This is a genomic window from Idiomarina sp. OXR-189 (assembly GCF_034373425.1).
GTDB classification, from domain to species: domain Bacteria; phylum Pseudomonadota; class Gammaproteobacteria; order Enterobacterales; family Alteromonadaceae; genus Idiomarina; species Idiomarina zobellii.
Genome location: NZ_CP139706.1, coordinates 1,490,259 through 1,513,805 on the forward strand (window position 1 = coordinate 1,490,259; position 23,547 = coordinate 1,513,805).

The 23,547-nt window shown below is 47.4% G+C and carries 20 protein-coding genes and 1 riboswitch; of the genes, 6 read left to right on the forward strand and 14 right to left on the reverse strand.

Features of this window, described 5'->3' with window-relative positions; genetic code table 11:
* Positions 1-22 precede the first annotated feature (22 nt).
* Both UM402_RS07375 and UM402_RS07380 read left to right on the forward strand, forming a co-directional pair.
* A complete protein-coding gene (locus UM402_RS07375; protein ID WP_058579031.1) occupies positions 23-1,879 on the forward strand; it encodes a DUF294 nucleotidyltransferase-like domain-containing protein in 1,857 nt (618 codons plus the stop codon).
* 2 nt (positions 1,880-1,881) lie between these two features.
* Positions 1,882-2,619 (forward strand): 3'-5' exonuclease, encoded by a 738-nt coding sequence (locus tag UM402_RS07380; RefSeq protein ID WP_058579030.1) that lies wholly within the window; start codon positions 1,882-1,884, stop codon positions 2,617-2,619.
* On the opposite strand, the gene UM402_RS07385 is transcribed toward UM402_RS07380, so the two are convergent.
* A complete protein-coding gene (locus UM402_RS07385) occupies positions 2,616-3,599 on the reverse strand; it encodes a GGDEF domain-containing protein (RefSeq protein WP_322295273.1) in 984 nt (327 codons plus the stop codon). The two genes, UM402_RS07380 and UM402_RS07385, sit on opposite strands and share 4 nt — an antisense overlap.
* Positions 3,600-3,616: 17 nt before the next feature.
* On the opposite strand from UM402_RS07385, the gene UM402_RS07390 reads away from it, so the two are divergent.
* Positions 3,617-4,225, forward strand: coding sequence for a hypothetical protein (locus UM402_RS07390; RefSeq protein ID WP_058579028.1), 609 nt, complete (start codon positions 3,617-3,619; stop codon positions 4,223-4,225).
* 49 nt (positions 4,226-4,274) lie between these two features.
* On the opposite strand, the gene prpF is transcribed toward UM402_RS07390, so the two are convergent.
* Genes prpF through UM402_RS07415 form a run of 5 tightly spaced genes read right to left on the reverse strand, consistent with a single transcriptional unit; the run spans position 4,275 to position 10,785 of the window.
* Positions 4,275-5,453: a 2-methylaconitate cis-trans isomerase PrpF gene (gene prpF, locus UM402_RS07395; RefSeq protein WP_058579027.1), complete on the reverse strand. Its 1,179-nt coding sequence runs from the start codon at positions 5,451-5,453 to the stop codon at positions 4,275-4,277.
* Positions 5,454-5,465: 12 nt separating this feature from the next.
* Complete coding sequence (gene acnD / locus UM402_RS07400) at positions 5,466-8,063, reverse strand: Fe/S-dependent 2-methylisocitrate dehydratase AcnD (RefSeq protein WP_053952303.1); 2,598 nt, start codon at positions 8,061-8,063, stop codon at positions 5,466-5,468.
* Between the two features lies 1 nt (position 8,064).
* Positions 8,065-9,189 (reverse strand): 2-methylcitrate synthase, encoded by a 1,125-nt coding sequence (prpC, locus tag UM402_RS07405; protein WP_058579026.1) that lies wholly within the window; start codon positions 9,187-9,189, stop codon positions 8,065-8,067.
* Positions 9,190-9,211: 22 nt separating this feature from the next.
* Positions 9,212-10,090, reverse strand: a complete 879-nt coding sequence (gene prpB, locus UM402_RS07410) for a methylisocitrate lyase (RefSeq protein ID WP_058579025.1) — start codon at positions 10,088-10,090, stop codon at positions 9,212-9,214.
* Positions 10,087-10,785, reverse strand: a complete 699-nt coding sequence (locus UM402_RS07415; RefSeq protein ID WP_053952306.1) for a GntR family transcriptional regulator — start codon at positions 10,783-10,785, stop codon at positions 10,087-10,089. Before UM402_RS07415 ends, prpB begins: the two co-directional genes overlap by 4 nt.
* 171 nt (positions 10,786-10,956) lie before the next feature.
* On the opposite strand from UM402_RS07415, the gene UM402_RS07420 reads away from it, so the two are divergent.
* Together UM402_RS07420 and UM402_RS07425 are read left to right on the forward strand one after the other, a co-directional pair.
* Complete coding sequence (locus tag UM402_RS07420) at positions 10,957-13,122, forward strand: putative bifunctional diguanylate cyclase/phosphodiesterase (protein WP_058579024.1); 2,166 nt, start codon at positions 10,957-10,959, stop codon at positions 13,120-13,122.
* Between the two features lie 133 nt (positions 13,123-13,255).
* Positions 13,256-14,809 (forward strand): peptide MFS transporter, encoded by a 1,554-nt coding sequence (locus tag UM402_RS07425; protein WP_058579023.1) that lies wholly within the window; start codon positions 13,256-13,258, stop codon positions 14,807-14,809.
* A 62-nt stretch (positions 14,810-14,871) separates the two neighbouring features.
* Here UM402_RS07425 and UM402_RS07430 read toward each other — a convergent pair whose 3' ends face one another.
* The 3 genes from UM402_RS07430 to UM402_RS07440 form a co-directional block, all read right to left on the reverse strand.
* Positions 14,872-15,342: a hotdog fold domain-containing protein gene (locus UM402_RS07430; RefSeq protein ID WP_058579022.1), complete on the reverse strand. Its 471-nt coding sequence runs from the start codon at positions 15,340-15,342 to the stop codon at positions 14,872-14,874.
* Positions 15,343-15,432: 90 nt separating this feature from the next.
* Positions 15,433-17,658, reverse strand: a complete 2,226-nt coding sequence (locus UM402_RS07435) for an NADP-dependent isocitrate dehydrogenase (protein ID WP_058579021.1) — start codon at positions 17,656-17,658, stop codon at positions 15,433-15,435.
* Positions 17,659-17,732: 74 nt separating this feature from the next.
* Positions 17,733-18,173 (reverse strand): VOC family protein, encoded by a 441-nt coding sequence (locus tag UM402_RS07440; protein ID WP_058579020.1) that lies wholly within the window; start codon positions 18,171-18,173, stop codon positions 17,733-17,735.
* Between the two features lie 85 nt (positions 18,174-18,258).
* Here UM402_RS07440 and UM402_RS07445 point away from each other — a divergent pair, with 85 nt between their 5' ends.
* A complete protein-coding gene (locus tag UM402_RS07445) occupies positions 18,259-18,480 on the forward strand; it encodes a hypothetical protein (protein ID WP_053952634.1) in 222 nt (73 codons plus the stop codon).
* On the opposite strand, the gene UM402_RS07450 is transcribed toward UM402_RS07445, so the two are convergent.
* From UM402_RS07450 to UM402_RS07470, 5 genes are all read right to left on the reverse strand, one after another.
* Positions 18,477-19,169: a M48 family metallopeptidase gene (locus tag UM402_RS07450; protein ID WP_058579019.1), complete on the reverse strand. Its 693-nt coding sequence runs from the start codon at positions 19,167-19,169 to the stop codon at positions 18,477-18,479. The genes UM402_RS07445 and UM402_RS07450 overlap by 4 nt on opposite strands.
* 3 nt (positions 19,170-19,172) lie before the next feature.
* Complete coding sequence (locus tag UM402_RS07455) at positions 19,173-20,024, reverse strand: ion transporter (protein ID WP_058579018.1); 852 nt, start codon at positions 20,022-20,024, stop codon at positions 19,173-19,175.
* Between the two features lie 3 nt (positions 20,025-20,027).
* On the reverse strand, positions 20,028-20,825 hold the full coding sequence (locus UM402_RS07460) for an undecaprenyl-diphosphate phosphatase (protein ID WP_058579017.1): 798 nt from the start codon (positions 20,823-20,825) through the stop codon (positions 20,028-20,030).
* Positions 20,826-20,896: 71 nt separating this feature from the next.
* Positions 20,897-22,252 (reverse strand): lysine-sensitive aspartokinase 3, encoded by a 1,356-nt coding sequence (gene lysC / locus UM402_RS07465; protein ID WP_058579016.1) that lies wholly within the window; start codon positions 22,250-22,252, stop codon positions 20,897-20,899.
* Between the two features lie 50 nt (positions 22,253-22,302).
* A riboswitch (Lysine riboswitch) is annotated at positions 22,303-22,464 on the reverse strand.
* Between the two features lie 32 nt (positions 22,465-22,496).
* Positions 22,497-23,546 (reverse strand): NAD(P)-dependent alcohol dehydrogenase, encoded by a 1,050-nt coding sequence (locus UM402_RS07470; protein WP_058579015.1) that lies wholly within the window; start codon positions 23,544-23,546, stop codon positions 22,497-22,499.
* Between the last annotated feature and the right edge of the window lies 1 nt (position 23,547).

A 23,547-nucleotide genomic window follows, 5' to 3' on the forward strand; every position in this document is an offset into this window, starting at 1 on the left:
TCATCTTTTTTAAGGTGCTTATATGGAAGCTGAGCACGTCGAAATTCTGAACTTCTTACACAAGTACTCTCCTTTTAACGAGTTACCTGAAGAAGAGCTTCAAATAGCGGCACGAAATACCTCTGTAGCTTACTTCAAAGCCGGCACTCAAATTCTTGAGTTCAACCAGCATATTGATGCACTCCATGTTGTCAGAAGTGGCTCAATTGAGACTTATCACAAAGACGGATCACTGTTTAACCGATTAGATGAAGGTGGCTTTTTCGGTGAAGCTGGCCTGCTCCGCAAAGGCCGCGTACGCTTTCCGGTTAAAACCATTGAAGATACACTGCTGTATTACATTCCCGGCGACTTATTTAATCGCTTTTATGACGAGTACGATGCCTTTGCCGACGCTGTTGAAGTTGAAGAGCAGCGCCGTGTCAGTCATGCGGTAAAAGAACATGAGAGTCGTAACCGAACATTATCAGCCCGAGTTGAGACTTTAATTACACGCGAGCCTATTGCTATTAATAAAAGTGCTTCAATACGCGAAGCTGCTTGTCTAATGACGGACGAGAAAGTGTCATCATTACTCATTTATGACGACGAAAAGCGTGATATTCCTGCGGGCATAATCACCGACAAAGATTTGCGTAAACGCGTACTAGCGGTCGACAAAGACGCCTCCGACCCAGTCGCCGATATTATGTCTGAGAACCTGGTGTTCGTGCAGCACAACAATCGAGTGTTTGAAGCATTTCTAACTATGCTGCGCACCAACTTGCACCATTTGCCAGTACTGCGCCAATCCAAAGTTACTGGCGTTATTGCTTTATCTGATGTAGCTCGACATGAATCCCAAAGCAGTTTGTACATCGTTTCCAGTATTTTTAAACAAACCAGTATTGAAGAGCTTTCACAGTTAGTCCCTGACGTACATAAAAGCTTTGTGCGTATGGTTGAAGAAGACGCTAATTCACGCATTATTGGCTCCGCTATGGCGACTATTGGTCGTAGCTTTAAACAGCGACTACTGGAGTTAGCCGAGGAGAAATACGGACCACCACCAGTGCCCTACTGTTTCTTAGCACTGGGTTCTATGGCTAGAGACGAGCAAACCGTGGTGACCGACCAGGACAACGCAATGGTGCTCGATGACAGCTTTGACCCTAAACTACATGATGAATATTTCTTAAATATCGCGCAATTTGTTTCCGATGGTCTAAACGCCTGTGGTTATACCTATTGCACCGGCGATATTATGGCGACAAACCGTAACTGGCGTCAGCCTTTATCAAAATGGAAGCAGTATTTCACGGACTGGATAGAAAACCCCTCACCTGAAAAACTGCTGCATTCGTCAATTTTTTTTGACTTAGACGGTGTTAGTGGTGAAATGCGTTTTGCCAAAGAGCTCAACCAGCTCATTCGTAAAAAAGCGCCTAAGCACAAGCGCTTTCTGGGCTCTATGGCACGTAACGCGTTAAACCGTACGCCACCACTCGGTTTTTTCAAAGATTTTGTCATGGAAAAAGACGGCAAACACCGGGACAGCATTAATACAAAGCGCCGTGGAACCGGTCCTGTCGCTGACTTAATTCGTGTACATGCTTTGGCGATTAGTGCTCAACGTCAAAACTCATTTGCCCGCCTCGAGGAAATTATTGACGCTAATATATTGCCAAAAGGTCGTGGTCCCGACTTACGCGATGCGCTGGAATTGATTTCTATGGTGCGCATTCGTCACCAGGCTCTGGCATTAGAAGCCGGTGAATCACCGGATAACAACGTGGCACCGGAGGACTTGTCTGATTTTGAGCGTAAAAATTTAAAAGACGCTTTCCAAATTCTCAGTAACGCGCAGAAATACCTGCGTTACAAATATTCTGGAGGCTAATTGTGCTGTATTTGCCGCCAGACGCCGAGAATAAACAAGAGAAAAGCGCAGTAAACTGGCCGGAGCGTTTTCAGGAGCTTGCAAAAACAGCGAAGCATCCTGCGCTTAAACGCTATTATGAAGTTGGCATAGCTAGCGCAGACACTTCTATTGACAACGTACCAATGGTTGCTGTCGACTTTGAAACTACTGGTATGAATCCAGACAAACACGGAATTATCAGCATCGCTGTGGTACCTATGACACTCAGTCGAATAGACATGAGCAAAGCACAACAGTGGGTAGTAAAGCCCCGGCGTTTGCTCACTGAAGAGTCAGTTACTATTCATGGCATAACGCACAGCGAGATAGAGCAAGCACCAGATTTGGCTGAAATCATTGATCCATTGTTAAACGCTGTTGCAGGCAAAGTTTGGGTCGTCCATTACAATGGTATTGAGCGCCCTTTTTTACAAGGTGCTTTTGAAGAGCGTTTGAACGAAACCATCCACTTCCCACTCATAGATACCATGGAAATTGAGGCACGCTTTCATCGCCAAAAACGCAGTTTGTGGGATAAGTTAACCGGCAAAAAGCCTGTTTCTATCCGTTTGGCTGACAGCCGGGAGCGTTACAATCTGCCTTTTTACGCCCCCCACGACGCCATGACCGACGCTCTTGCCTGCGGCGAGTTGCTGCAAGCGCAAATTGCGCATCACTTTTCGCCAGAAACCGCCATTGGAGATATTTGGCTGCCCTAGGCCTCTTTTATCTGAGAGCGACCGGCTGATTTTGCTTGATACAATGCATTATCTGCCTCACGCATAATATCTCGAAGTTCTGTAGCCGCCATTTGTGATGACACGCCGATGCTTGTTGTACATTGCAATGTATCTTTAAAGTACAGCGCTTTCACGCTGCTCACTGCATTATAAACTCCGTTTGCAAAGCCTAACTTTTCCCGTTTCTCTGTTTCATGGAAGGCGATAGCAAACTCTTCACCGCCCATACGTCCCACCACAGTGCCATCACCGGAAAATGAAAGAAGCTTTTGCCCGATTGCCGCTAGTAACGTATCACCAGCTTCATGCCCATAGCTATCATTAATGTCTTTAAAATAGTCCAAGTCGAGAATCATTAAGCCCAAACTGGCTGATTTTGGAAGGCTTTTTCGCAAATTATCCGCGTACATAAAAAATGCGCGACGATTATATAGCTGAGTTAAGCTGTCCACTTCTGCGAGAAACTTTAATTCCTTTTGTGTTTCATGCAGTTGCTCTTCTACACTCTTACGCTCAGTAATATCTGTTGCGACTTCTAGTCGCACTTGGCGTCCGTCATGCCAACGGATCAAGCGGTCACGACATTGGTACCAGCAATTATTACGTGTATTTTTAAACTCCCAAAGATACGTATCACCACTTTTCGGGAGTAAAGGGTTAGTACAAAAATCACAAGGCTTTTTTTGACCTTTCTGTAAAACCTCAAAGCAACGCTTGCCTTTAACATCATCGAACTGGTTTACGCCGCCAATATTCTTTAGCGCATACTTGTTCATAAAAAGCAGTTCGTGAGTTTCAACGTCAGATACGTACACAACGGCGTCGAGACTATCCAGAATATGTTGGAGATCGGAAATTTCGGTTACTGCACTTGGTATCATAAGTTTACGTAAAAATACTGGCATGTGCCTTTGATTCATGTCAGGTTTTACTTTCTCATATAATTCAGAATTAAACATTATCCAATGGTCTAAAAATGAAAAAAATCGTTTTTCTTACGTCAATTGCCGTCGCAAGCTTTGCACCATTTACCAGCTCTGCTCAGGTAATTAAGCCTGCACCGCAGGTGACTACCCAGGCTCAAGCTGAATTTTTTGCAGCAATTAACCAGCATTGCGGCAACTCATACGCAGGTGAGGTGACTGTTGATACACCAGCGAGCGACGGTTTTGAAGGCCCGTTGATTATGCATGTGCGTAAGTGCGGCGATGCGAAAATTGAAATTCCTTTTCATGTTGGCGATGACCATTCGCGCACCTGGATTTTAACGCAAACAGGGTCTGGCATTAGCCTTAAACATGATCACCGCAAACCCGACGGCAACTATGACCCGCTAACTATGTATGGTGGTCATACGGTCGACAAAGGCTACCCGACTGCACAGTCGTTCCCGGCTGACGCCTACTCAAAAGAATTATTTATTGAATTGGGTGTGCCGCAGTCGAATACCAATATTTGGCAAATGTATATTCACGACGACACCTTTACCTACCGCTTAATTCGCGAAGGCAGAGAATTTCGGGTGGATTTTGATTTAACAGAAACCGTTGATACTCCCCCTACTCCATGGGGCTATGCGGACTAGGTTTGAAAAACACTAATAAGAAGTCGCGCCTAAGCGCGACTTCTTGCATTTACAGCACTTCACCTGGAATACGCACGTTACCTTCCATTAAAACGCGCGCGCTGCGGCTCATAATGGCTTTGATGGCGGTCCATTGCCCGTTTACCTGCTTACATTCGGCGCCCACTTGCAAGGTACCCGACGGGTGGCCAAAGTTAACCATGGTACGGTCATTACCGCCAGCCGCCAGGTTAACAGTAGTACCCGGAATGGCTGCGGCAGTTCCGATAGCCACTGCGGCTGTGCCCATCATGGCGTGATGCAGTTTGCCCATCGACATAGCACGCACCAACAGATTCACGTCACTGGCGGCAATTTTCTTACCACTGGAGGCGATATAGTCTTTCGGCGGCGCGACAAACGCCACTTTCGGCGTATGCTGGCGATTAGCTGCATCTGAAACGTCGTCTATCAAGCCCATTTTTACTGCACCGTGCGCACGAATGGTTTCGAAACGCTCCAAAGCTGCCGGGTCGCCGTTAATAGCTTCCTGCAGTTCGGTGCCATCATAGCCAATTTCTTCTGCATTCAGGAAAATGGTCGGAATACCGGCGTTAATCAGTGTTGCTTTTAGGGTGCCGATACCCGGAACGTCTAAATCATCGATCAGATTACCGGTCGGAAACATCGACTCACCATCAGCTGATGGGTCCATAAACTCTACGGGCACTTCCGCTGCCGGGAAGGTAACACCATCCAGCTCAAAATCACCGGTTTCCTGCACTTCACCGTTGACCATAGGCACTTTATTGACAATAGTTTTGCCAATATTGGCCTGCCAAATACGGACTTCGCAAACACCATTTTCAGGAATGCGTTCAGGCGCTACCAAACCGTTGGCAATGGCAAAAGGCCCCACAGCAGAGGACAAGTTACCGCAGTTACCGCTCCAGTCGACAAATGGCTTGTCTATGGACACCTGACCAAACAGGTAATCCACGTCATGATCCGGCTGTTCGCTTTTAGAAACGATAACCGTTTTACTGGTACTGGACGTCGCGCCGCCCATACCATCGGTATGCTTGGCGTAAGGATCCGGGCTGCCAATGACACGCAACAAAATGGCATCTCGCACCGCCCCCGGTTGCTGTGCTGCTTCAGGCAAGTCCTGCAAACGGAAAAATACGCCCTTTGAGGTCCCGCCACGCATATAGGTGGCGGGAATTTTGATTTGTGGTTTAAACGCCATAGCTCAAACTCCTTAGCTTGCTTCCGCTTCTAAAAAGTCCTGTGCAAAGCGCTGTAATACACCACCAGCCTCGTAAATAGAGACTTCCTCTTTGGTATCCAGCCGACAAATAACCGGTACTTGCTGTGACGACCCGTCCTTACGGTGGATAGTCAGCTGCAATACAGCCCCCGGTGCCGGCGTACCTTTAACGTCAAAGGTCTCGGTACCATCGATGTTTAAGGTTTTGCGCGTAGTGCCCTCTTCAAACTGCAGTGGCAATACGCCCATACCAATTAAGTTGGTACGGTGAATACGTTCAAAACCTTCGGCAACAATAACTTCAACACCCGCTAAGCGAACACCTTTCGCTGCCCAATCGCGCGATGAGCCCTGACCGTAATCAGCGCCGGCCACGATAATCAGCGGCTGCTTATTGTTCATGTAGTGCTCAATAGCTTCCCACATGCGCACGACTTTGCCTTCCGGCTCAATCCGCGCCAGCGATCCCTGAATCACGTCACCATTGTCGTCACGTACCATTTCGTTAAACAACTTCGGGTTAGCGAAGGTGGCACGCTGTGCGGTTAAATGATCGCCGCGGTGGGTAGCATAAGAGTTAAAGTCTTCTTCCGGCACGCCCATTTTAGTCAGGTATTCACCTGCAGCACTGTCAGCCATAATGGCGTTGGACGGTGACAAATGATCGGTAGTGATGTTATCACCCAGTACCGCCAACGGACGCAGACCGGTTAACGTATTCTCTGCGGCTAACTCACCTTCCCAATAAGGGGGACGACGAATATAAGTGCTCATTTCGCGCCAATCATACAGCGGATTGTTTTTCTCGCCGTAGTCGACACTCAGATTGAACATGGGGTCATAGACCTTGCGGAACTGCTCAGGCTTAACGCTCTCTTTGACGATACGGTCAATTTCTTCATCGCTCGGCCAGATATCTTTAAGCGTTACCGGGTTACCATCGTGGTCATACCCCAGCACGTCTTTTTCGATATCAAAGCGGATAGTGCCGGCAATCGCATACGCCACAACCAACGGCGGCGATGCCAAAAACGCCTGCTTAGCATACGGATGAATACGTCCGTCAAAGTTTCGGTTACCCGACAATACCGCGGTTGAGAACAGATCACGGTCGATGATCTCTTGCTGAATTTTCGGATCCAGCGCGCCACTCATACCATTACACGTGGTACAGGCAAACGCCACCACACCGAAACCTAAATCTTCCAGTTCCGGCAATAAGTCAGCTTCTTCCAGGTACATTTTGACGGTTTTAGAGCCCGGTGCCAGAGACGATTTAACCCAAGGCTTACGCGTTAAGCCTAGTTTATTAGCGTTACGCGCAATCAAACCTGCTGCAATCATGTTGCGTGGGTTACTGGTATTGGTACAACTGGTAATCGCCGCAATAATCACCGCACCGTCAGGCATTTTGCCCTCTTCCGGCTGTTCAATATGCTTGGCTACGCCACGCTCACTGAGTTCAGCTGCCGGCAATAAAGCATGCGGATTAGACGGCCCTGCCAGGTTACGCTCGACTTTTGACAAGTCAAAACGCAAGACTCGACCGTATTCGGCAGTTTTCAGGCTATCGCCCCACAAGCCGGTTTCTTTAGCAAACTTCTCGACCAACTCCACTTGATCGTCATCACGACCGGTTAGTTTCAAATAGTCGATAGTTTGGTTATCGATGTAGAACATTGCTGCGGTGGCACCGTATTCCGGTGTCATGTTAGATATAGTGGCACGGTCGCCAACAGTCAATGCCTCTGCACCTTCACCGAAGAACTCAAGGTAGGCGCCAACCACTCGTTCGCGACGCAAAAACTCAGTCAACGACAACACTAAATCGGTGCCGGTAATGCCCGGACGCAATTTGCCCGTGAGTTCAACACCTACGATATCAGGCAGGCGCATATAAGAGGCGCGCCCCAGCATCACACTTTCGGCCTCCAGACCACCTACACCTACAGAAATAACGCCTAACGCATCAACCATCGGCGTGTGGCTGTCCGTGCCGACACAGGTATCAACAAAAGCGATGTTGTCACGAACCTGCACCACCGGCGACATTTTCTCCAGGTTAATCTGGTGCATAATGCCGTTGCCCGGTGGTATCACATCGACGTTTTTAAACGCCGTTTTAGTCCAGTTAATAAAGTGGAAACGGTCGTCGTTACGGCGATCTTCAATGGCGCGGTTTTTCTCAAACGCGTCTTTTTCGAAGCCGGCGTGCTCAACCGCCAGTGAATGATCAACAATCAGTTGCGTAGGCACGACCGGATTCACTTTAGCCGGGTCACCGCCTTTTTCGGCGATAGCATCACGCAAGCCAGCTAAATCAACCAACGCCGTTTGCCCGAGAATGTCGTGGCAAACGACGCGAGCCGGGAACCACGGAAAATCGTGCTCTTTTTTGCCGTAAATCAATTGCTCTAACGACTGCGTTAAAATATCCGGCGGACAACGGCGTACCAGGTTTTCTGCCAGTACCCGTGAGGTGTACGGCAGTTTGTCGTAAGCGCCCGGTTCTATATCTTCAACGGCTGCTCGAGTATCAAAATACTCGAGCGTCGTGCCGTCTAGTTTTTTACGATATTCATTGTTCATATTAACGGTCACCAATAGCTGGAACTGGACGCGCCTCTGGACCGGTGTAGTCCGCAGACGGACGAATAATACGGTTGTTAGCACGCTGTTCTTTAACGTGCGCGGTCCAGCCGGTTACCCGCGACATAACAAAAATTGGCGTAAACAATTTGGTTGGAATGCCCATGTAGTTATAGGCAGAGGCATGGAAGAAGTCCGCATTCGGGAACAACTTCTTCTCGCGCCACATAACTTCTTCACAGCGTACAGAAACATCGTACAAACGGCTATCGCCGACTTCTTCAGACAGTTTCTTCGACCACGCTTTGATGATGTCGTTACGCGGGTCAAACTCTTTGTAAATCGCATGACCGAAGCCCATGATTTTTTCTTTACGCTCTAACATGCCCATCAGCGTTTGCTCGGCATCGTCGGCGTCTTTCATGTCTTCGATAAGTTCCATTGCTGCTTCGTTTGCACCACCGTGCAGTGGGCCACGTAATGAACCAATCGCGCCGGTAACACATGAATGAATGTCAGACAATGTCGATGCACAAACGCGCGCAGTAAAGGTCGACGCATTAAATTCATGCTCTGCGTATAGGATAAGTGAGGTGTTCATCACATCAGCATGCAGCTGTGACGGTGTTTTGTCGTGCAATAAACGCAGGAAGTGCGCGCCGATTGACTCTTCTTCTGAGTCCGTATCGATACGAACGCCGTCGTGAGTAAAGCGATACCAGTACAGCACGATGCCAGGGAATGTCGCTAAGAAACGCTCGATATGGTCGTCGGCTTCATCGAAGCTTTCTTCTGTTTCCAGGTTACCCAGCATTGAACAACCGGTACGCATCACATCCATCGGGTGTGCTGACTTTGGAATACGCTCCAACACGTCTTTGACTTCCTGTGGCAACACGCGCAGTGACTTTAAGCGTTTGCGGTAGTCGTCAAGTTGCGACTGAGTCGGCAATTCGCCTTTTGCCAGCAGGTACGCCACTTCTTCAAAGCTGACTTTTTCGGCAAGCTCTTTAATGTCATAGCCGCGGTAGGTTAAGCCTGAGCCGCTTTTACCAACTGTACATAGTGCCGTTTCGCCGGCTGATTGTCCGCGCAAACCTGCGCCACTTAGTTTCTTCTCTGCCATGATTTTTCCCTTCTTAATTTGTTTATTTTTTAAATAATTGGTCGAGTTTTTCTTCGAAATCGTGATAGTTCAGAAATTCATACAATTCCGCACGCGTTTGCATGTCATCGACAACCGCTTTCTGGTCACCGTTTTCTAAAATACTATTGTAGACATTCAGTGCCGCTTTGTTCATAGCTCGGAAAGCACTTAATGGATAAAGCACAATTTCTACGCCCACATCGGCCAGTTCTTGCTTGTTAAACAGCGGCGTCGCACCAAACTCGGTAATATTGGCCAGTACCGGCACATCTAGTGCATCAGTAAAGGCTTTGTAGTGTTCCAGCGTGTGCACCGCTTCGGCAAAAATTGCGTCTGCACCTGCATCTACACAAGCTTGCGCGCGCTCAATAGCAGACTCGATACCTTCCTGCTGGAATGCATCGGTGCGTGCCATAATGTAGAACTGATCATCAATACGCGCGTCGACAGCCGCTTTGACACGGTCAACCATTTCGCCCTGGCTAACTATTTCTTTGTTTGGACGGTGACCACAGCGTTTCTGCGCGACCTGATCCTCAATATGAAAACCTGCGGCGCCGGCACGGCTCATTTCTTTTACAGTACGAGCAATGTTGAATGCGCCACCCCAACCGGTATCGGCGTCCACCAACAGTGGTAAGTCGCTGGCACCGGTAATACGACGAATGTCTTCACATACGTCGTTCAACGAAGTCATTCCCAAGTCAGGCAAGCCAAAAGACGCGTTAGCCACGCCAGCACCTGACAAGTACAACGCTTTATGACCGACTTTTTCAGCCATCATGGCTGTGTAAGCATTAATGGTACCGACAATTTGCAGTGGGCTCTCGTCGGCTACGGCTTGGCGCAGTTTCGCACCTGGGCTTTGTAATTGACTCATGATACTTCCTTATGTGCTTGTAGTTTTGTTTCAATGTTTTTGCGTGATGCACTGATATGGCGGCGCATCAACAAATCGGCAAGTTCGCCATCGCGGTTCGCAATGGCGGTAATAATCGCTTTGTGTTCATCAAAAGCACGCGACACACGCGGACCATTCATACCAAGCTGAACACGGTACATGCGAACTAAAAAGTAAAGCTCGTCGCAGAGCATATTAATTAAGTACTGATTTTTACTGGCAAGAATAATGCGGTAATGAAAATCGACATCCCCCGCCTCTTGATAATAACTTTCGCCTTCACGCACCCGTTGATTTTCCAAATGTTGTTCTAACAATTTAGACAAGGCATCAATTTCGTCATCGGCCATTTGTTCCGCCGCAAGACGACAGGCTAACCCCTCCAGCTCTTCACGTATTTGATACAACGCAATTAAGCCTTCATAGGTTAATGTGACAACGCGAGCTCCTGCATTCGGTGTCCGCTCAACCAAGTGACAACGCTCCAGCCTTGCCAGTGCTTCACGCAATGGTGCCCGGCTAACATTAAACTGTTTAGCAAGACCCGCTTCACTAATTTTACTGCCTGCGGCAATATCGCCTTCAACAATCGCTTTTTGCACCGCAACAAGAACACGATCGGCTGACGTGACGGGTGATCTGAATGAGTACGACTGATCGTAAAAAGTCTGCATATATTATTTAAATAAGTAGAAAATACTTGGTTGTCGACAATCTACACAGGGTAGTCTAAATAACCACGTTTTTCAATTCCAAAACAATCGCATTGTCGACAATTTAAGCACTCCTGCACTTGGGGAAATTTGGCTTAGCAATGCCGTTTAATGATCTGATAAGATGCTTTTATGAATGACGTTTTAATGACTTTTTTTGATCTGGGGCAGTACTCACAAGCTCCGCTACCCGGCAATTACAATTATTGGCTTGTTGCCCTGTCCTACCTTGTTGCTTTTATAGCGTCATTTACCGCGTTAAAGATATTTGAGCGTGCTCATCGTCATCGTTCAGTCAGCCAACAGCGAACCTGGACGCTTATTACCGCAATTGTTGCCGGCATTGGCGTCTGGAGCATGCACTTTATAGGCATGATAGCGTTCCAGTTGCCTGTGGTGGTTTCACACAGTATTGGATTGACTCTGGCCTCGATAGCCCCGGCTATTATCGGCAATTACTTTGCCTATTCTTTGCACCTGTCCGCAGACAAACTGGCTAGTTTCAAAAGAGTACGCAACCAGGTTTCAAGCAAAACAAACATTCTTTCGGGCACAATTCTAGGCGCCGGTATTGGACTAATGCACTACCTGGGCATGGAAGCTATGCAGTTAAATGCAGAGCTACTTTACTCGCCCTATTGGTTTGCGACTTCCATAGTTATTGCGGTGGCTCTAGGTACTCTTGCCATGAGTACTTATAGCCGCTCGAACACCATTCGCGGCGCCAAAAGCGAACTTCGAAAAATACAGTTTGTCACTGCGCTGATTATTGCTGCCGCTATTAGTGGTATGCACTATGTTGCGATGCTGGCCGCTCGCTTTTACGCAAATGAAACCACCAGTAGCTTAACAGCCGGTGCTCAACACCAACATTTATGGCTGATTTACGCTATTGTCATTGCCGTCGCACTTATCGCGCTTACCTCCTGGGTTTCATCCGTTATTGATCGGCGTTTTCAGCATAATTACCGAGCCATACGTCAATCAGACAAGCGCATTCGGGAGCTAGCTTTCAACGATGCACTAACAGGTTTGCCGAATCGCCGCTCTCTTTTGGACTACTTATCACAACAGCAGCAGGAAATACCTGAAGACGAACACCTTGTTCTATTTTTGCTCGACATCGACAAGTTCAAAGTTCTGAATAACACGCTTGGACCGACCCTGGGCGATTTACTGTTGCAATCAGTCACTCACAGACTCGAGCGCGTCAATTTAAACGTGCATATGGTTGCACGCCCCAGCTCTAACGAGTTTGCCGTGGTTGCCCGGGTGCGCAAGAGCAATAATCCGGTACAGGCGCAGTCGCACGCGCTGAGCATGGCTAAAACACTGCAACAAGAGCTGCAAGCGCCCTATTCATTAAAAGATTACCGTCATCAGTGCTCAATGAGTCTTGGTGCAACAGTTATCAGCGACTTAACCAAATCGTCAGAAGACATACTGGTTCAGGCGGCATTAGCCTTAGCCGAAGCAAAACGCAATGGCATGGGCGAAATTCGCTTATATCACCCTGAAATGGCCGATGCGATTGAAAAGCGAGTGAAGCTTGAGTCAGATTTACGCCATGCGATAGAAACGCGCACCGGCTTAGAGCTTTATGTGCAGCCCCAGCTTAATGAAAACCGAACTGTTATTGGCGCAGAGGCCCTTATTCGTTGGCATCATAGCGAGCGGGGAATGGTCTCTCCTGCGGAATTTATTCCGCTGGCCGAGGAAACCGGTCTTATTATTGGTCTGGGTGACTTAATTAATGAGCAAGCCTGCCAAATTATTCGTCAGTGGCAACAGCTGGGTTTAAACGACTGGGTTCTTTCGATTAATGTCAGCGCACCGCAGTTTCAGCAACTGGACTTTGTCGACAAGCTAAACAGCCTGTTGAAGCATTACGACGTGCCTGCCGGCCAACTTAAACTAGAGTTGACTGAGAGCGTGTTAATGCAAAACCTGGATGAAGTCATTCACAAAATTAACGAGTTGAAGCAACTAGGCATTCAGTTCGCGCTCGATGACTTTGGTACGGGTTACTCATCTCTTTCCTATTTGATGAAGCTGCCGTTTGACGTTCTGAAAATTGATGTGTCGTTCGTGCGCGATATGTTTCAGTCTAAGCAAAAAGAAGCCATTGTGCAGACGATTGTGCAGCTGGCACATAACCTGGGGCTTAAAGTGGTTGCCGAAGGTGTCGAAACAGAAAAGCACTTTGACTACCTGTCTTCATTAGGCTGTGACTACTTCCAGGGCTATTTATTCAGCAAACCTGTTGCCGAGCCCGAGTTTAGACAGCAAAACCAGTGAATTCGTCGTTTTCGGTTCCATTCTGTGGCTACCGCTAGTAAAGTATTGCCACCTTTTTCGACTCCGACTTTAGTCGAATAAGCTAAAAATAGACATAACTATTTGATGTTAAATAACAAAATGGATAACAAGAATGGATCCTAAAAATATAGTCGATAAAGACTCAAGCTTTTTCGGACAGCCAGGGGGCTTACAAACCCTGTTCTTTACCGAAATGTGGGAGCGCATGAGTTACTATGGCATGCGCGCGCTACTCGTTTTATTCATGACCGCCAGTCTGCAAGAAGGTGGACTCGCAATAACCGTTGCCTCTGCAACCGCTATCTACGGCCTATACACCGGTGCGGTCTATTTCATGGGCTTACCAGGCGGTTGGATTGCCGACCGTTTGTTAGGTGGTCAACGCGCCACCTGGTACGGCGGCATCATCATTATGCTTGGCCACATTGTATTGGCCATTCCTAGTGAAGCAGGCTTCTTTGTTGGTATGATTTTGGTGGTACTGGGTACCGGCCTGTTAAAGCCAAACATCACTGCTATGGTCGGTCAGCTGTACAGCTCTGACGATGATCGTCGTGATGGTGGCTATACCCTGTATTACATGGGTATCAACATTGGTTCAATCATCGGTTACTTTGTTACCGGTTACCTAATGGAAAACGCGGGTTACCATTGGGGTTTCGGTGCAGCAGCTGTTGGTATGGCATTCGGTCTTATCCAGTACAAACTGACTCAGCGTAAATTGAACGGCGTTGGCGAAAAGCCACCGAAACCAATGAGTCCTAAAGGTACGAAACGCAGTTGGGGAATCATTTGGCTGTTGTTAGCCGGCGTAGCCGTTTATACCTACTTAGCGCTGAATGACTACGTAACGATTAATCCTACAATCGTTGCTGAAAATGTCGCTATTATTTTTACGGTTATCTTTTTCCTTTATTACCTGTCAGTTTTTATCTTCGGTAAGCTCACCCGGGACGAAATGAAGCGCCTCGGCGCTCTATTCTTGGTTTGTATCGCCTCAACCATGTTCTGGGCAGGCTTCGAACAGGCAGGGTCTTCGTTTAACCTGTTTGCCCGTGACTTAACAGACCGTATGGTCGGTGACTTTGAGATACCAACCACTTGGTTCCAGTCGCTGAACTCAATATTCCTGGTCATTATGTCGCCGTTCTTCGCTGCGCTTTGGATTAACCTAAGCAAGCGTATGATCAACCCGTCGTACGGCTTTAAGAGTGCTATTGGCCTTATCATTATGGCGACAGGCTTCATTGTCATGTTCTTCGCCTCACAAGCCGCTGCAAGTGGACTTAAAGTGGCGCCATACTGGCTCGTTGCGGTTTACTTCATTCACACCGTTGGTGAACTGTGCTTAAGCCCAGTTGCCCTGAGTGCTGTGAGTAAGTTGTCACCGAAGCGTATGGCAGGCCAGATGATGGGTATCTTCGTACTCACCTACTCCATCGGTAACGTTGTTGCTGGCTTGTTGGCTGGTGGCCTTGACCCGGAGAACCCACAAGCAATGCCTGAGCTTTACTGGACCATCTTTGTGTTCGGTGTAAGCGTTGGTGCGGCGGTATTCGTATTGGCTCTGTTTACCCGTAAATGGGAAAAACTGGCGCCGGACGATGGCGAAGACGAACACCCAGGTGCAGTTATTGATGCTAACGAGCCGGTTGGCAAGCCTTAATAAAGGTTAAGAAATTAGCATTTAAAAAGGGACCTTTGGGTCCCTTTTTTAGTATGTCCGATTTACTTTTTAGGCTTTTCGGAAACGTAGATAATAATCTCACCAGCAGCAACCACGGTACCATCATCCCGTTTCGCTTCCACGGTTATTGGTTGCTCACCCACTTGCCAAGTCTGATCTGATGCCTTCGCCTCAATAGTCACGTCACTGTTTGTTTTTGCCAGATACTGAACATTCATACCTTTGGGGATCCAACGCAAATGCTTTGGAATAGAAGCTTCAGCTAATGCTCCCATCGCCATTTCCATACCATTGCACACCGCAATAGCGTGCACCGTACCAATGTGGTTCTGAACAGCTTTGCGCTTTTTGAACGTAAGCTGACAAAAGTTAGGCTCTAATTCAGTGATAAGCGGTTTAATGGTTGCAAAATAAGGCGCTTTTCGAGCAAACATTGCAGAGAAAATCTTGCGCCCAAACGGCAGTTTCAAACAACGCTCGTACAAATTAATTAAATAGTTGCCATTGGCCACTCGTTATACTCCTGAAATTTAGTCGATAACTTATAAGCAATAAAAAAAGCAGGCCGAAGCCTGCTTTTTCAATGAGCTTAGCTCGCTTAATTATAAGCTTGCTAAGGTTTCATTCAATACAGAGCAAGGGCGCATTGCTGCAGACACTTTCTCTGGGTTTGGCTGGTAGTAACCACCAATATCCACTTTCTTGCCCTGAACGCCGTTCAGCTCGTCAATAATCGCTTGCTCATTGCCAGACAGCTTTTCAGACAACTTACTGAAGCGCTCGTTAAGCTCAGCATCGTCGTTTTGATTCGCCAACGCTTCTGCCCAGTACATAGCCAGGTAGAAGTGAGAACCACGGTTATCAATCTCACCGGCTTTACGCGACGGCGACTTGTTCTCATCCAGGAACTTGGCCGTTGCTACGTCAAGGCTGTCAGCCAGCACTTGTGCACGTTTATTGTCAAAAGTGCGGCTCAGGTGCTCAAGAGATGCCGCCAGCGCCAGGAATTCACCTAAAGAGTCCCAACGTAAGTGGTTTTCTTCAACAAACTGCTGAACGTGCTTAGGTGCAGAACCGCCAGCGCCTGTTTCAAATAGACCGCCGCCGTTCATCAGAGGCACAATAGACAGCATTTTCGCTGATGTACCCAGTTCCAGAATTGGGAATAAGTCGGTCAGGTAGTCACGCAGAACGTTACCAGTAACCGAAATAGTGTCCTTACCTTCTTTAACACGCTGCAATGTGTGGCGAGTCGCTTCTACCGGCGCCATAATTTGGATATCAAGACCGTCGGTGTCGTGCTCTTTTAAATACTCTTCGACTTTCTTAATTAACTGAGCGTCGTGTGCACGGTTGCTGTCCAGCCAGAATACCGCAGGCATACCGCTTAAGCGTGAACGGTTAACCGCCAGTTTCACCCAGTCACGGATAGGTGCGTCTTTCACCTGACACATACGCCAGATATCGCCTTCCTCAACCTTGTGTTCAAACACAACGTCGCCCGCTTTGTTTAAGACTTTGACAACACCGTCTGCCGGAATTTCGAAGGTTTTATCGTGCGAACCGTACTCTTCTGCTTTTTGTGCCATTAGGCCCACGTTAGGTACTGTACCCATAGTGGATGGGTCGAACGCGCCGTTTTCTTTACAGAAGTTAATGGTTTCTTGGTAAAGGCCGGCATAGCAGCGATCAGGGATCATTGCTTTGGCGTCTTGACGGCTGTCGTTTTTGTCCCACATTTTGCCCGAATCACGAATCATTGCAGGCATTGATGCGTCAATGATGACATCACTCGGTACGTGCAGGTTAGTAATACCTTTGTGCGAGTTAACCATAGCCAGTTCTGGCTGCTTCGAGTAAACCGCTTCCAGGTCAGACTCAACTTCAGCGCGCTTATCAGCGTCCAACTTCTCAAGCTTATTGTACAAGTCACCAATACCGTTGCTGGCGTCAAACTCAATGTCTTTCATGACATCGGCATGCTTCTCTAGAACGTCTTTAAAGAAAACACGTACAGCATGGCCAAACATAATGGGATCTGACACTTTCATCATGGTTGCTTTTAAGTGCAACGACAGTAAAACGCCTTCTTCTTTTGCCGCAGCAGTTTCTTTTTCAAAGAACGCCTGCAACTGCTTTTTGCTCATTGTTGCAGCGTCAATCACTTCACCGGCCAGTACTGGTACAGATTCTTTCAGTACTTTTTGCTCACCGTTCGCTTCTAAGACAATTTTGAAGCTGTCATCAGCAGCAGATGTCATTGATTTTTCGCTGCTGTAGAAGTCGCCGTCGCTCATGTGAGCTACGTGAGACTTAGAATCTTTAGACCACTCGCCCATGCGATGTGGGTTCTTCTTTGCATAATTTTTAACAGCACTTGGTGCGCGACGGTCTGAGTTACCTTCACGCAACACTGGGTTTACCGCACTGCCTTTAACTTTGTCGTAACGTGCGCGAACGTCTTTTTCTTCGTCTGTTTGCGGGTCAAACGGGAAGTTAGGCAGTTTGTAGCCTTGTTCCTGAAGCTCTTTAATACAAGCCGTCATTTGTGGAATAGACGCACTAATGTTTGGCAGTTTAATGATGTTTGCTTCAGCGGTTTTCGCCATTTCGCCCAGTTCAGCTAAAGCGTCCGACTGACGTTGCTCTTCGGTCAGGTACTCCGGAAACTGCGAAATAATACGACCAGCCAAAGAAATATCGCGGGTCTCCACTGAAACACCAGCCGCTTTTGTGAACGCTTCAATAATTGGCAACAACGAGTATGTCGCCAAGCGTGGCGCCTCGTCCGTTTCAGTGTAAATAATCTTTGCTTTATCAGTCGACATAGTCATTCCTATTCGTTGGACCTAAAGTAAATATGCAAAAAAAGTGGCACGATTATAGGCGATTTGGCCTTAAATTACCATGTACCAATGTTTTCCATTGACACCCAAGGCTCCTGTTCTGGTAAGCGTTCACCTTTTTGCAGCAATTCAATTGAAATATTATCTGGTGAGCGAACAAACGCCATATGACCATCGCGCGGTGGGCGATTAATAATAATTCCATTATCTTTTAGCTTCTGACATAACTCATAAATATTCTCTACTTCAAAAGCTAAGTGCCCGAAGTTACGACCGCCACTATAGGTTTCTGGATCCCAGTTGTAAGTGAGCTCAAGCTCTGGAGAGCGCTTTTCCTTAGCGAGCTCGAAGTCATCAGAAGCAGCAAGGTAAACCAAGGTAAATCGGCCCTTCTCAACTTCCTTACGCGACACCTCTTTCATACCAAGCAAGTCGCAATAAAAGTGTAACGAACGTTCCAAATCGTGAACCCGAACCATTGTATGTAAATATCGCATTGCCTACTCCTTGAGCATTTTTCTTGATCTATATTAAAGATACATTTAATATGCACTTATTAAACATGCATTGGGAATGTTTATTATGAAACCTAATACGTTACTCAAAACCTCTAACACCTCTATGGTGGTGTTTCTTCTGCTTTCAATTGTTGTGTTTTATCTAGCTTGGTTTCAGGAAGAAAACCTGCCACTGATGCTGCTCGTGTTCCTACACTTATCGCAAGTGATTCTAGCCGGCTTATTTAAAGTCGCTTATGTTTTCCGTCTTATTGCGCAAAATCAGTTAGGGCAAAGTCTGCGCTAACTATTCAGCCGTTGTTTGCGCTCTCGCCAGTCTGGTAGATACTTGTCCATAAGACGATAAAAGCGTTTGTTGTGGTAACGCTCATACAAATGCGTGAGTTCATGCACCACAACGTATTCGAGGCTCTCAGCCGCTTTACTCATTAAATCAAAGTTTAACCAAATTTTATGGGTACGAATATTACAGCTGCCCCAACGGGTCTTCATCTTCCGTACGCCAAAGTCACTGGCAGCTACGCCCATAATGGGTTGCCAATGTTCCAGTAGCTGCGCAATACGCTCTTTTAACTGGGCCCGAAGCCATTTATCCAGTTGTTTTTTACGGGCTTCTAAGTTGGACGGATCAGACATACTTAAGGTGAGTGTCTTGGTTTCACGGCAAAGCGTTACCGCACTAAGCTGGGGAAATGCGCTTTTTCGTACCGCCTTTAAACAGTAGCTTTGCCCTTCAACAACTATCTCCTCGTGGTCTTCGTAAGACTGAGCCCGGGGCGTTGTTTCTTGCCTCTGCAGCAGCTTCTGCTGTTGCTCTTTTATCCATTCACTTCGGGCTTCTATAACCGACTGTATATAGTCTCCCGGCCAATGTTTTGGTGCTGACACATGAACGCAGCCGGGCTCTTTTATCCGTAGGTAAAGGTGTTTAATGCGCTTGCGAGTTAACTCAACTTTGCAATCGCCTACATACATGATTTACTCACTTGTTTCTCGTGCAGAGTGCTGGCTGACTTGTGCATGCTGGCCCTGCAATAAAGTTTTTAACTCTCGAATCTCATCCTGCAGTTCTCGCATAGTCGGCTCGGGCCCCTGCTCTTCTTCAAGCTGCTGGCGTAATTCCTCGGCCTCAGCCTGACTTTCTTTGTCCATGACATTCACGACAATACCAATGACCATATTCAAAAACGCAAAAGCGGTGAGGAATATAAAGGACATATAAAATAGCCAGCTCCACGGATACACTTCCATGGTTTCGTATTGAACGTCCGTCCAGTCTTCGAAGGTCATAACACGGAACAGTGTCAGCATAGATACCGCAATGTTTTCCCACAAGAATGGGTTAATATCAGCAAACAAATAACTGCCTACTGCGGCATAGATGTAGAAGATAATAAACATCAGCAATACCACATAACCCATTTGCGGCAGTGCTTTTAACAGCGAGGTAATAAGGGTGCGAAGCTCAGGGATAATAGAAATCATCCGAAGCACGCGGAATATTCGAACTAAGCGGGCTAAAAGCGCCAGCTCTGAGTCATTTATTGGTATCAGGCTGACCACAACAACCAGAGTGTCAAATACATTCCAGCCGTTTTTAAAGAAGTTCTTTTTATCGTGATCAGCAATGAAGCGAATGCTAATTTCAACCACAAAGAAAATGGTAATAAACCAGTCCAAGCCCAACAATAGGTTATTAGCGATGCCCGGAAGCTCATAAGTTTTCGCACCAATTTCTAATGCAGAAATAATAATGACGGCAATAACCGCAAATTCAAAAATCCGGTTACTTTTTAGCGCAAATAATTGTTTTTTTACATTCTCGTACATGGTTTACGCAAACACCCAAAATAGGACAGCAGCAAGCACCAGGCGATAAATAACGTAAGGCCACATACCAAAGTCATTAAGCCATTTTAAAAAGAAATGAATGGCGGTAATAGCGGTAATAAAAGAAGCGACACCGCCCACGATAAAGCCATTCCAGTCAACCGCTATGCCGTCGTTGTATATGCTCAGCAGCTTTATTAACGCAGCGGCTGTCGTAATTGGTATGGCCATAAAAAACGAGAACTTTGAAGCCGTTTCGCGATCGAGCCCCATAAACAGGCCTGCGGTAATTGTCGCTCCTGAACGCGAGGTGCCGGGAATAAGCGCAACGGCCTGAGCCAGACCGACAATAATGGCATCTTTCAGCCCAATAGCATCAAGCTGGCGACGGCCGCGTCCCCAACGGTCAGCAACAGCAAGTAGCACTGCAAACACCACCGTGGTCGTGATAATCACCCACACCGCTCGTAATACCGTGTCAATATAGTCAAGCAGAAGTACGCCGAAAACGCAGGCAGGGATGGTGGCAATAACAACCATCCAGCCCAGCTTACTACGGCCAACATTTTGTTGGGCCGGAATAGAGCGAAGACCGTCTGAAAACAGCGCACCGACGTCTTTTCGGAAGTACAGGATAACCGCCAGCAAAGTCCCCACATGCACCGACAAATCAAAGCCAACGCCCTGGTCATCCCAACCAGTAAGCACTGGCATGAGAATAAGGTGCGCTGAACTAGAAATCGGTAAAAACTCAGTAATACCCTGCACTATCCCTAGTATAATGGCTTGCCAAAGCTCCATTTAACGACTCGCTCTTTGTCTTTAATTGCCCAGAAATTGGCGAGCATTATAAACCGAAGTGGGCACTACCGTCATAGTTTTGCATGAAGTTTTTTAATGATGTTTTCCGCCTGTTCGTCTGTCACTAAAAAGCACAGATTATGCCGACTTGCTCCCTGACAAATCAGACGTATAGGCACTGGCGATGCAGCTTCTAACACCCAGGGAGAAATATCGCCAAAGTGGCCAATATCATTGCCAATGACAGCAATAAGACTCAGACCCTGCTCAATCGTTACGGTCGCAAATTCCCGCAACTCCTCCAACATGGCTTCGGGTAACACAGAAAGGCCATTCGCTTGCGAGCCTTCCTCGTCCAGAGTCAGTGCAATGCTCACCTCAGAGGTGGTCACTAAGTCCACACTGATATCATAGCGTGCCAGAATGTCGAATAGACGCGCTAAAAAGCCGGTCGCATGCAACATATCGACACTATTTACCGTCAACAGCGTCTGATTTTTCCGGCGCGCCAATGCACGAATAGAGGGGCGTTCATCGGGCTCAGGCAAAATAAGCGTGCCGTCTTTTTCTGGATAACGACTATGACCCACAAAGACCTTAATGCCGTTTTCAATAGCAGGTTTCAGACTTTTAGGATGCAGCACTTTTGCACCGAAGGTCGCCAATTCTGCAGCCTCGGCAAAGCTAATTTGCTCTATAGGTCTGGCGTCTGAGCAAATACGCGGGTCAGTTGTGTAAATACCGGCGACATCCGTCCAGATATTCAGCTGTTCAGCATCGAGGGCAGCAGCCAGTATTGCCGCGCTGTAGTCACTACCTCCGCGCCCTAAGGTCGTAGTATTGCCCTCCTCGCTGGAGCCAATAAAGCCCTGAGTCACCACTCTGGCGCCTTGATTTAACTGTTCCCGTAAATCAGCACAGTGCTCTCGGGTCTTTTCAATATTGGGGGACGCATTACCAAAGTTATTATTGGTCACCAGCAAAGAGCGCGCATCAGCGACTTCGGCATTTGTCGCTGATGTTTTTGACCAGTAGGCCGCAAACAAACGAGACGAACAGCGCTCACCAAAACTTAATAGCTCATCCCGCTTTTGCCGTTGATGGCTTTCCAATGCGTCAGGCGCTTGTTGAACCAAAATGTGTAACAGCTGATGCAACTGCGAGAGATGATGATGTACCGCATTTTCTTTAGGTAACGCAGACGCCGCCTGGCAATGAATATCGACAATTTCATCGAACAAGCGTTGGCGTTCTGTTTGCGTGTGAGAATGGCTTATTGCAACTAAGCGGTTGGTGACACCGGCACAAGCGCTGACCACAACAAGCGTCGGATTATCCTGACGTTCAACAACGTCGACACAGGCTTGTATCGATTCGGCATTGGCCATACTGGTGCCGCCGAACTTCGCAACATGAATGGGTAACATAGTTTCCCCTGAACTGAATACAACAACGTTCAGAGAGCTTAAAAAGGAGGGTCTCCAGAAGCTCTCCACCTAGCGGTGACAGCCGCAAGTGTTCAAACTCGACGGCCGACGCAAGCCATTCCATGCACTTGCGCCTCGGCGGTTACTCCCCTCGCTTAGCTCTTTGGTAGATGCTTGCTAAGCTGCCTGAGTACCGCACCTCTTCCAGACGTTAGTAAACCACAAATTGTGGTTTAAATTCAATCTACGACTGCTTTAACGTGTCCATATCAATCACAAAACGATATTTCACATCGCCTTTTTTCATGCGTTTGAACGCGTCATTGATGTTTTTGATATCCAGCATTTCAACGTCGCAGTGAATGTCATGCTCAGCACAAAAGTCCAACATTTCCTGAGTCTCAGGAATACCACCAATAAGTGACCCGGCCAGTACGCGACGTTTCAGCACTAATTGCCCAGCCTGCAAAGCAGGATCCACCGGCTCCAATAAGCCAACCAGAATATGCGTGCCATCGACTTTCAGGCAGTTAATGTAAGGGTTTAAGTCGTGCTGAACCGGTACCGTATCGAGCAGGAAATCGAAGGTTTCTGTCGCCTCTTCCATTTGTTTTTCATCGGTCGAGATAATAACGTGGTCAGCGCCTTGCTTTTTAGCTTCGCTGACTTTGCTCTCAGAGCGCGTGAAAATAGTGACTTCAGCACCCATGGCTTTGGCAAACTTTACACCCATGTGACCTAAGCCACCCATACCAATGACACCAACTTTATGGCCTTCTTTCACACCGAAGTGTCGTAGCGGTGAGTAGGTTGTAATACCCGCACAAAGCAATGGCGCCGCCTTCGCAGCATCCAGATTTTCAGGAACCCGAACCACAAAACGGTCACTGACAACAATTTTTTCTGAGTAACCACCGTAAGTAATGCTTTTATCATGCAGGTCTTCGCCGTTGTATGTTGGCACCATGCCATTCAGACAGTATTGCTCTAAGCCCTGGTCGCACGAACTGCACTCACGACATGAGTCGACCATACAGCCAACACCCACTAAGTCACCTTCGCTGTAATTCTTAACATCCTTACCTACAGACGTGACGCGACCAATAATTTCATGGCCCGGAACCACCGGATAAATGGTGCCGCCCCAATCATTTTCAGCATAGTGAATGTCTGTATGACACACACCACAATAAAGAATATCGATAGCAACGTCATCGTCTCTTAGTTCGCGACGTTCAATACCGTAAGGGGCTAAACCTGAGTGTTCAGATTCTGCTGCGTATGCCTTGGTCATA

What these genes read in the sequence shown, in the direction of transcription:
- UM402_RS07420 (WP_058579024.1), top strand. Translation starts at nt 10,957, where the DNA reads ATGAATGACGTTTTAATGACTTTTTTTGATCTGGGGCAGTACTCACAA.
- UM402_RS07425 (WP_058579023.1), top strand. Translation starts at nt 13,256, where the DNA reads ATGGATCCTAAAAATATAGTCGATAAAGACTCAAGCTTTTTCGGACAG.
- prpF (WP_058579027.1), bottom strand. Translation starts at nt 5,453, where the DNA reads ATGGCGTTTAAACCACAAATCAAAATTCCCGCCACCTATATGCGTGGC.
- acnD (WP_053952303.1), bottom strand. Translation starts at nt 8,063, where the DNA reads ATGAACAATGAATATCGTAAAAAACTAGACGGCACGACGCTCGAGTAT.
- UM402_RS07445 (WP_053952634.1), top strand. Translation starts at nt 18,259, where the DNA reads ATGAAACCTAATACGTTACTCAAAACCTCTAACACCTCTATGGTGGTG.
- prpC (WP_058579026.1), bottom strand. Translation starts at nt 9,189, where the DNA reads ATGGCAGAGAAGAAACTAAGTGGCGCAGGTTTGCGCGGACAATCAGCC.
- prpB (WP_058579025.1), bottom strand. Translation starts at nt 10,090, where the DNA reads ATGAGTCAATTACAAAGCCCAGGTGCGAAACTGCGCCAAGCCGTAGCC.
- UM402_RS07385 (WP_322295273.1), bottom strand. Translation starts at nt 3,599, where the DNA reads ATGTTTAATTCTGAATTATATGAGAAAGTAAAACCTGACATGAATCAA.
- UM402_RS07455 (WP_058579018.1), bottom strand. Translation starts at nt 20,024, where the DNA reads ATGTACGAGAATGTAAAAAAACAATTATTTGCGCTAAAAAGTAACCGG.
- UM402_RS07390 (WP_058579028.1), top strand. Translation starts at nt 3,617, where the DNA reads ATGAAAAAAATCGTTTTTCTTACGTCAATTGCCGTCGCAAGCTTTGCA.
- UM402_RS07470 (WP_058579015.1), bottom strand. Translation starts at nt 23,546, where the DNA reads ATGACCAAGGCATACGCAGCAGAATCTGAACACTCAGGTTTAGCCCCT.
- UM402_RS07450 (WP_058579019.1), bottom strand. Translation starts at nt 19,169, where the DNA reads ATGTATGTAGGCGATTGCAAAGTTGAGTTAACTCGCAAGCGCATTAAA.
- UM402_RS07415 (WP_053952306.1), bottom strand. Translation starts at nt 10,785, where the DNA reads ATGCAGACTTTTTACGATCAGTCGTACTCATTCAGATCACCCGTCACG.
- UM402_RS07375 (WP_058579031.1), top strand. Translation starts at nt 23, where the DNA reads ATGGAAGCTGAGCACGTCGAAATTCTGAACTTCTTACACAAGTACTCT.
- UM402_RS07440 (WP_058579020.1), bottom strand. Translation starts at nt 18,173, where the DNA reads ATGCGATATTTACATACAATGGTTCGGGTTCACGATTTGGAACGTTCG.
- UM402_RS07435 (WP_058579021.1), bottom strand. Translation starts at nt 17,658, where the DNA reads ATGTCGACTGATAAAGCAAAGATTATTTACACTGAAACGGACGAGGCG.
- lysC (WP_058579016.1), bottom strand. Translation starts at nt 22,252, where the DNA reads ATGTTACCCATTCATGTTGCGAAGTTCGGCGGCACCAGTATGGCCAAT.
- UM402_RS07460 (WP_058579017.1), bottom strand. Translation starts at nt 20,825, where the DNA reads ATGGAGCTTTGGCAAGCCATTATACTAGGGATAGTGCAGGGTATTACT.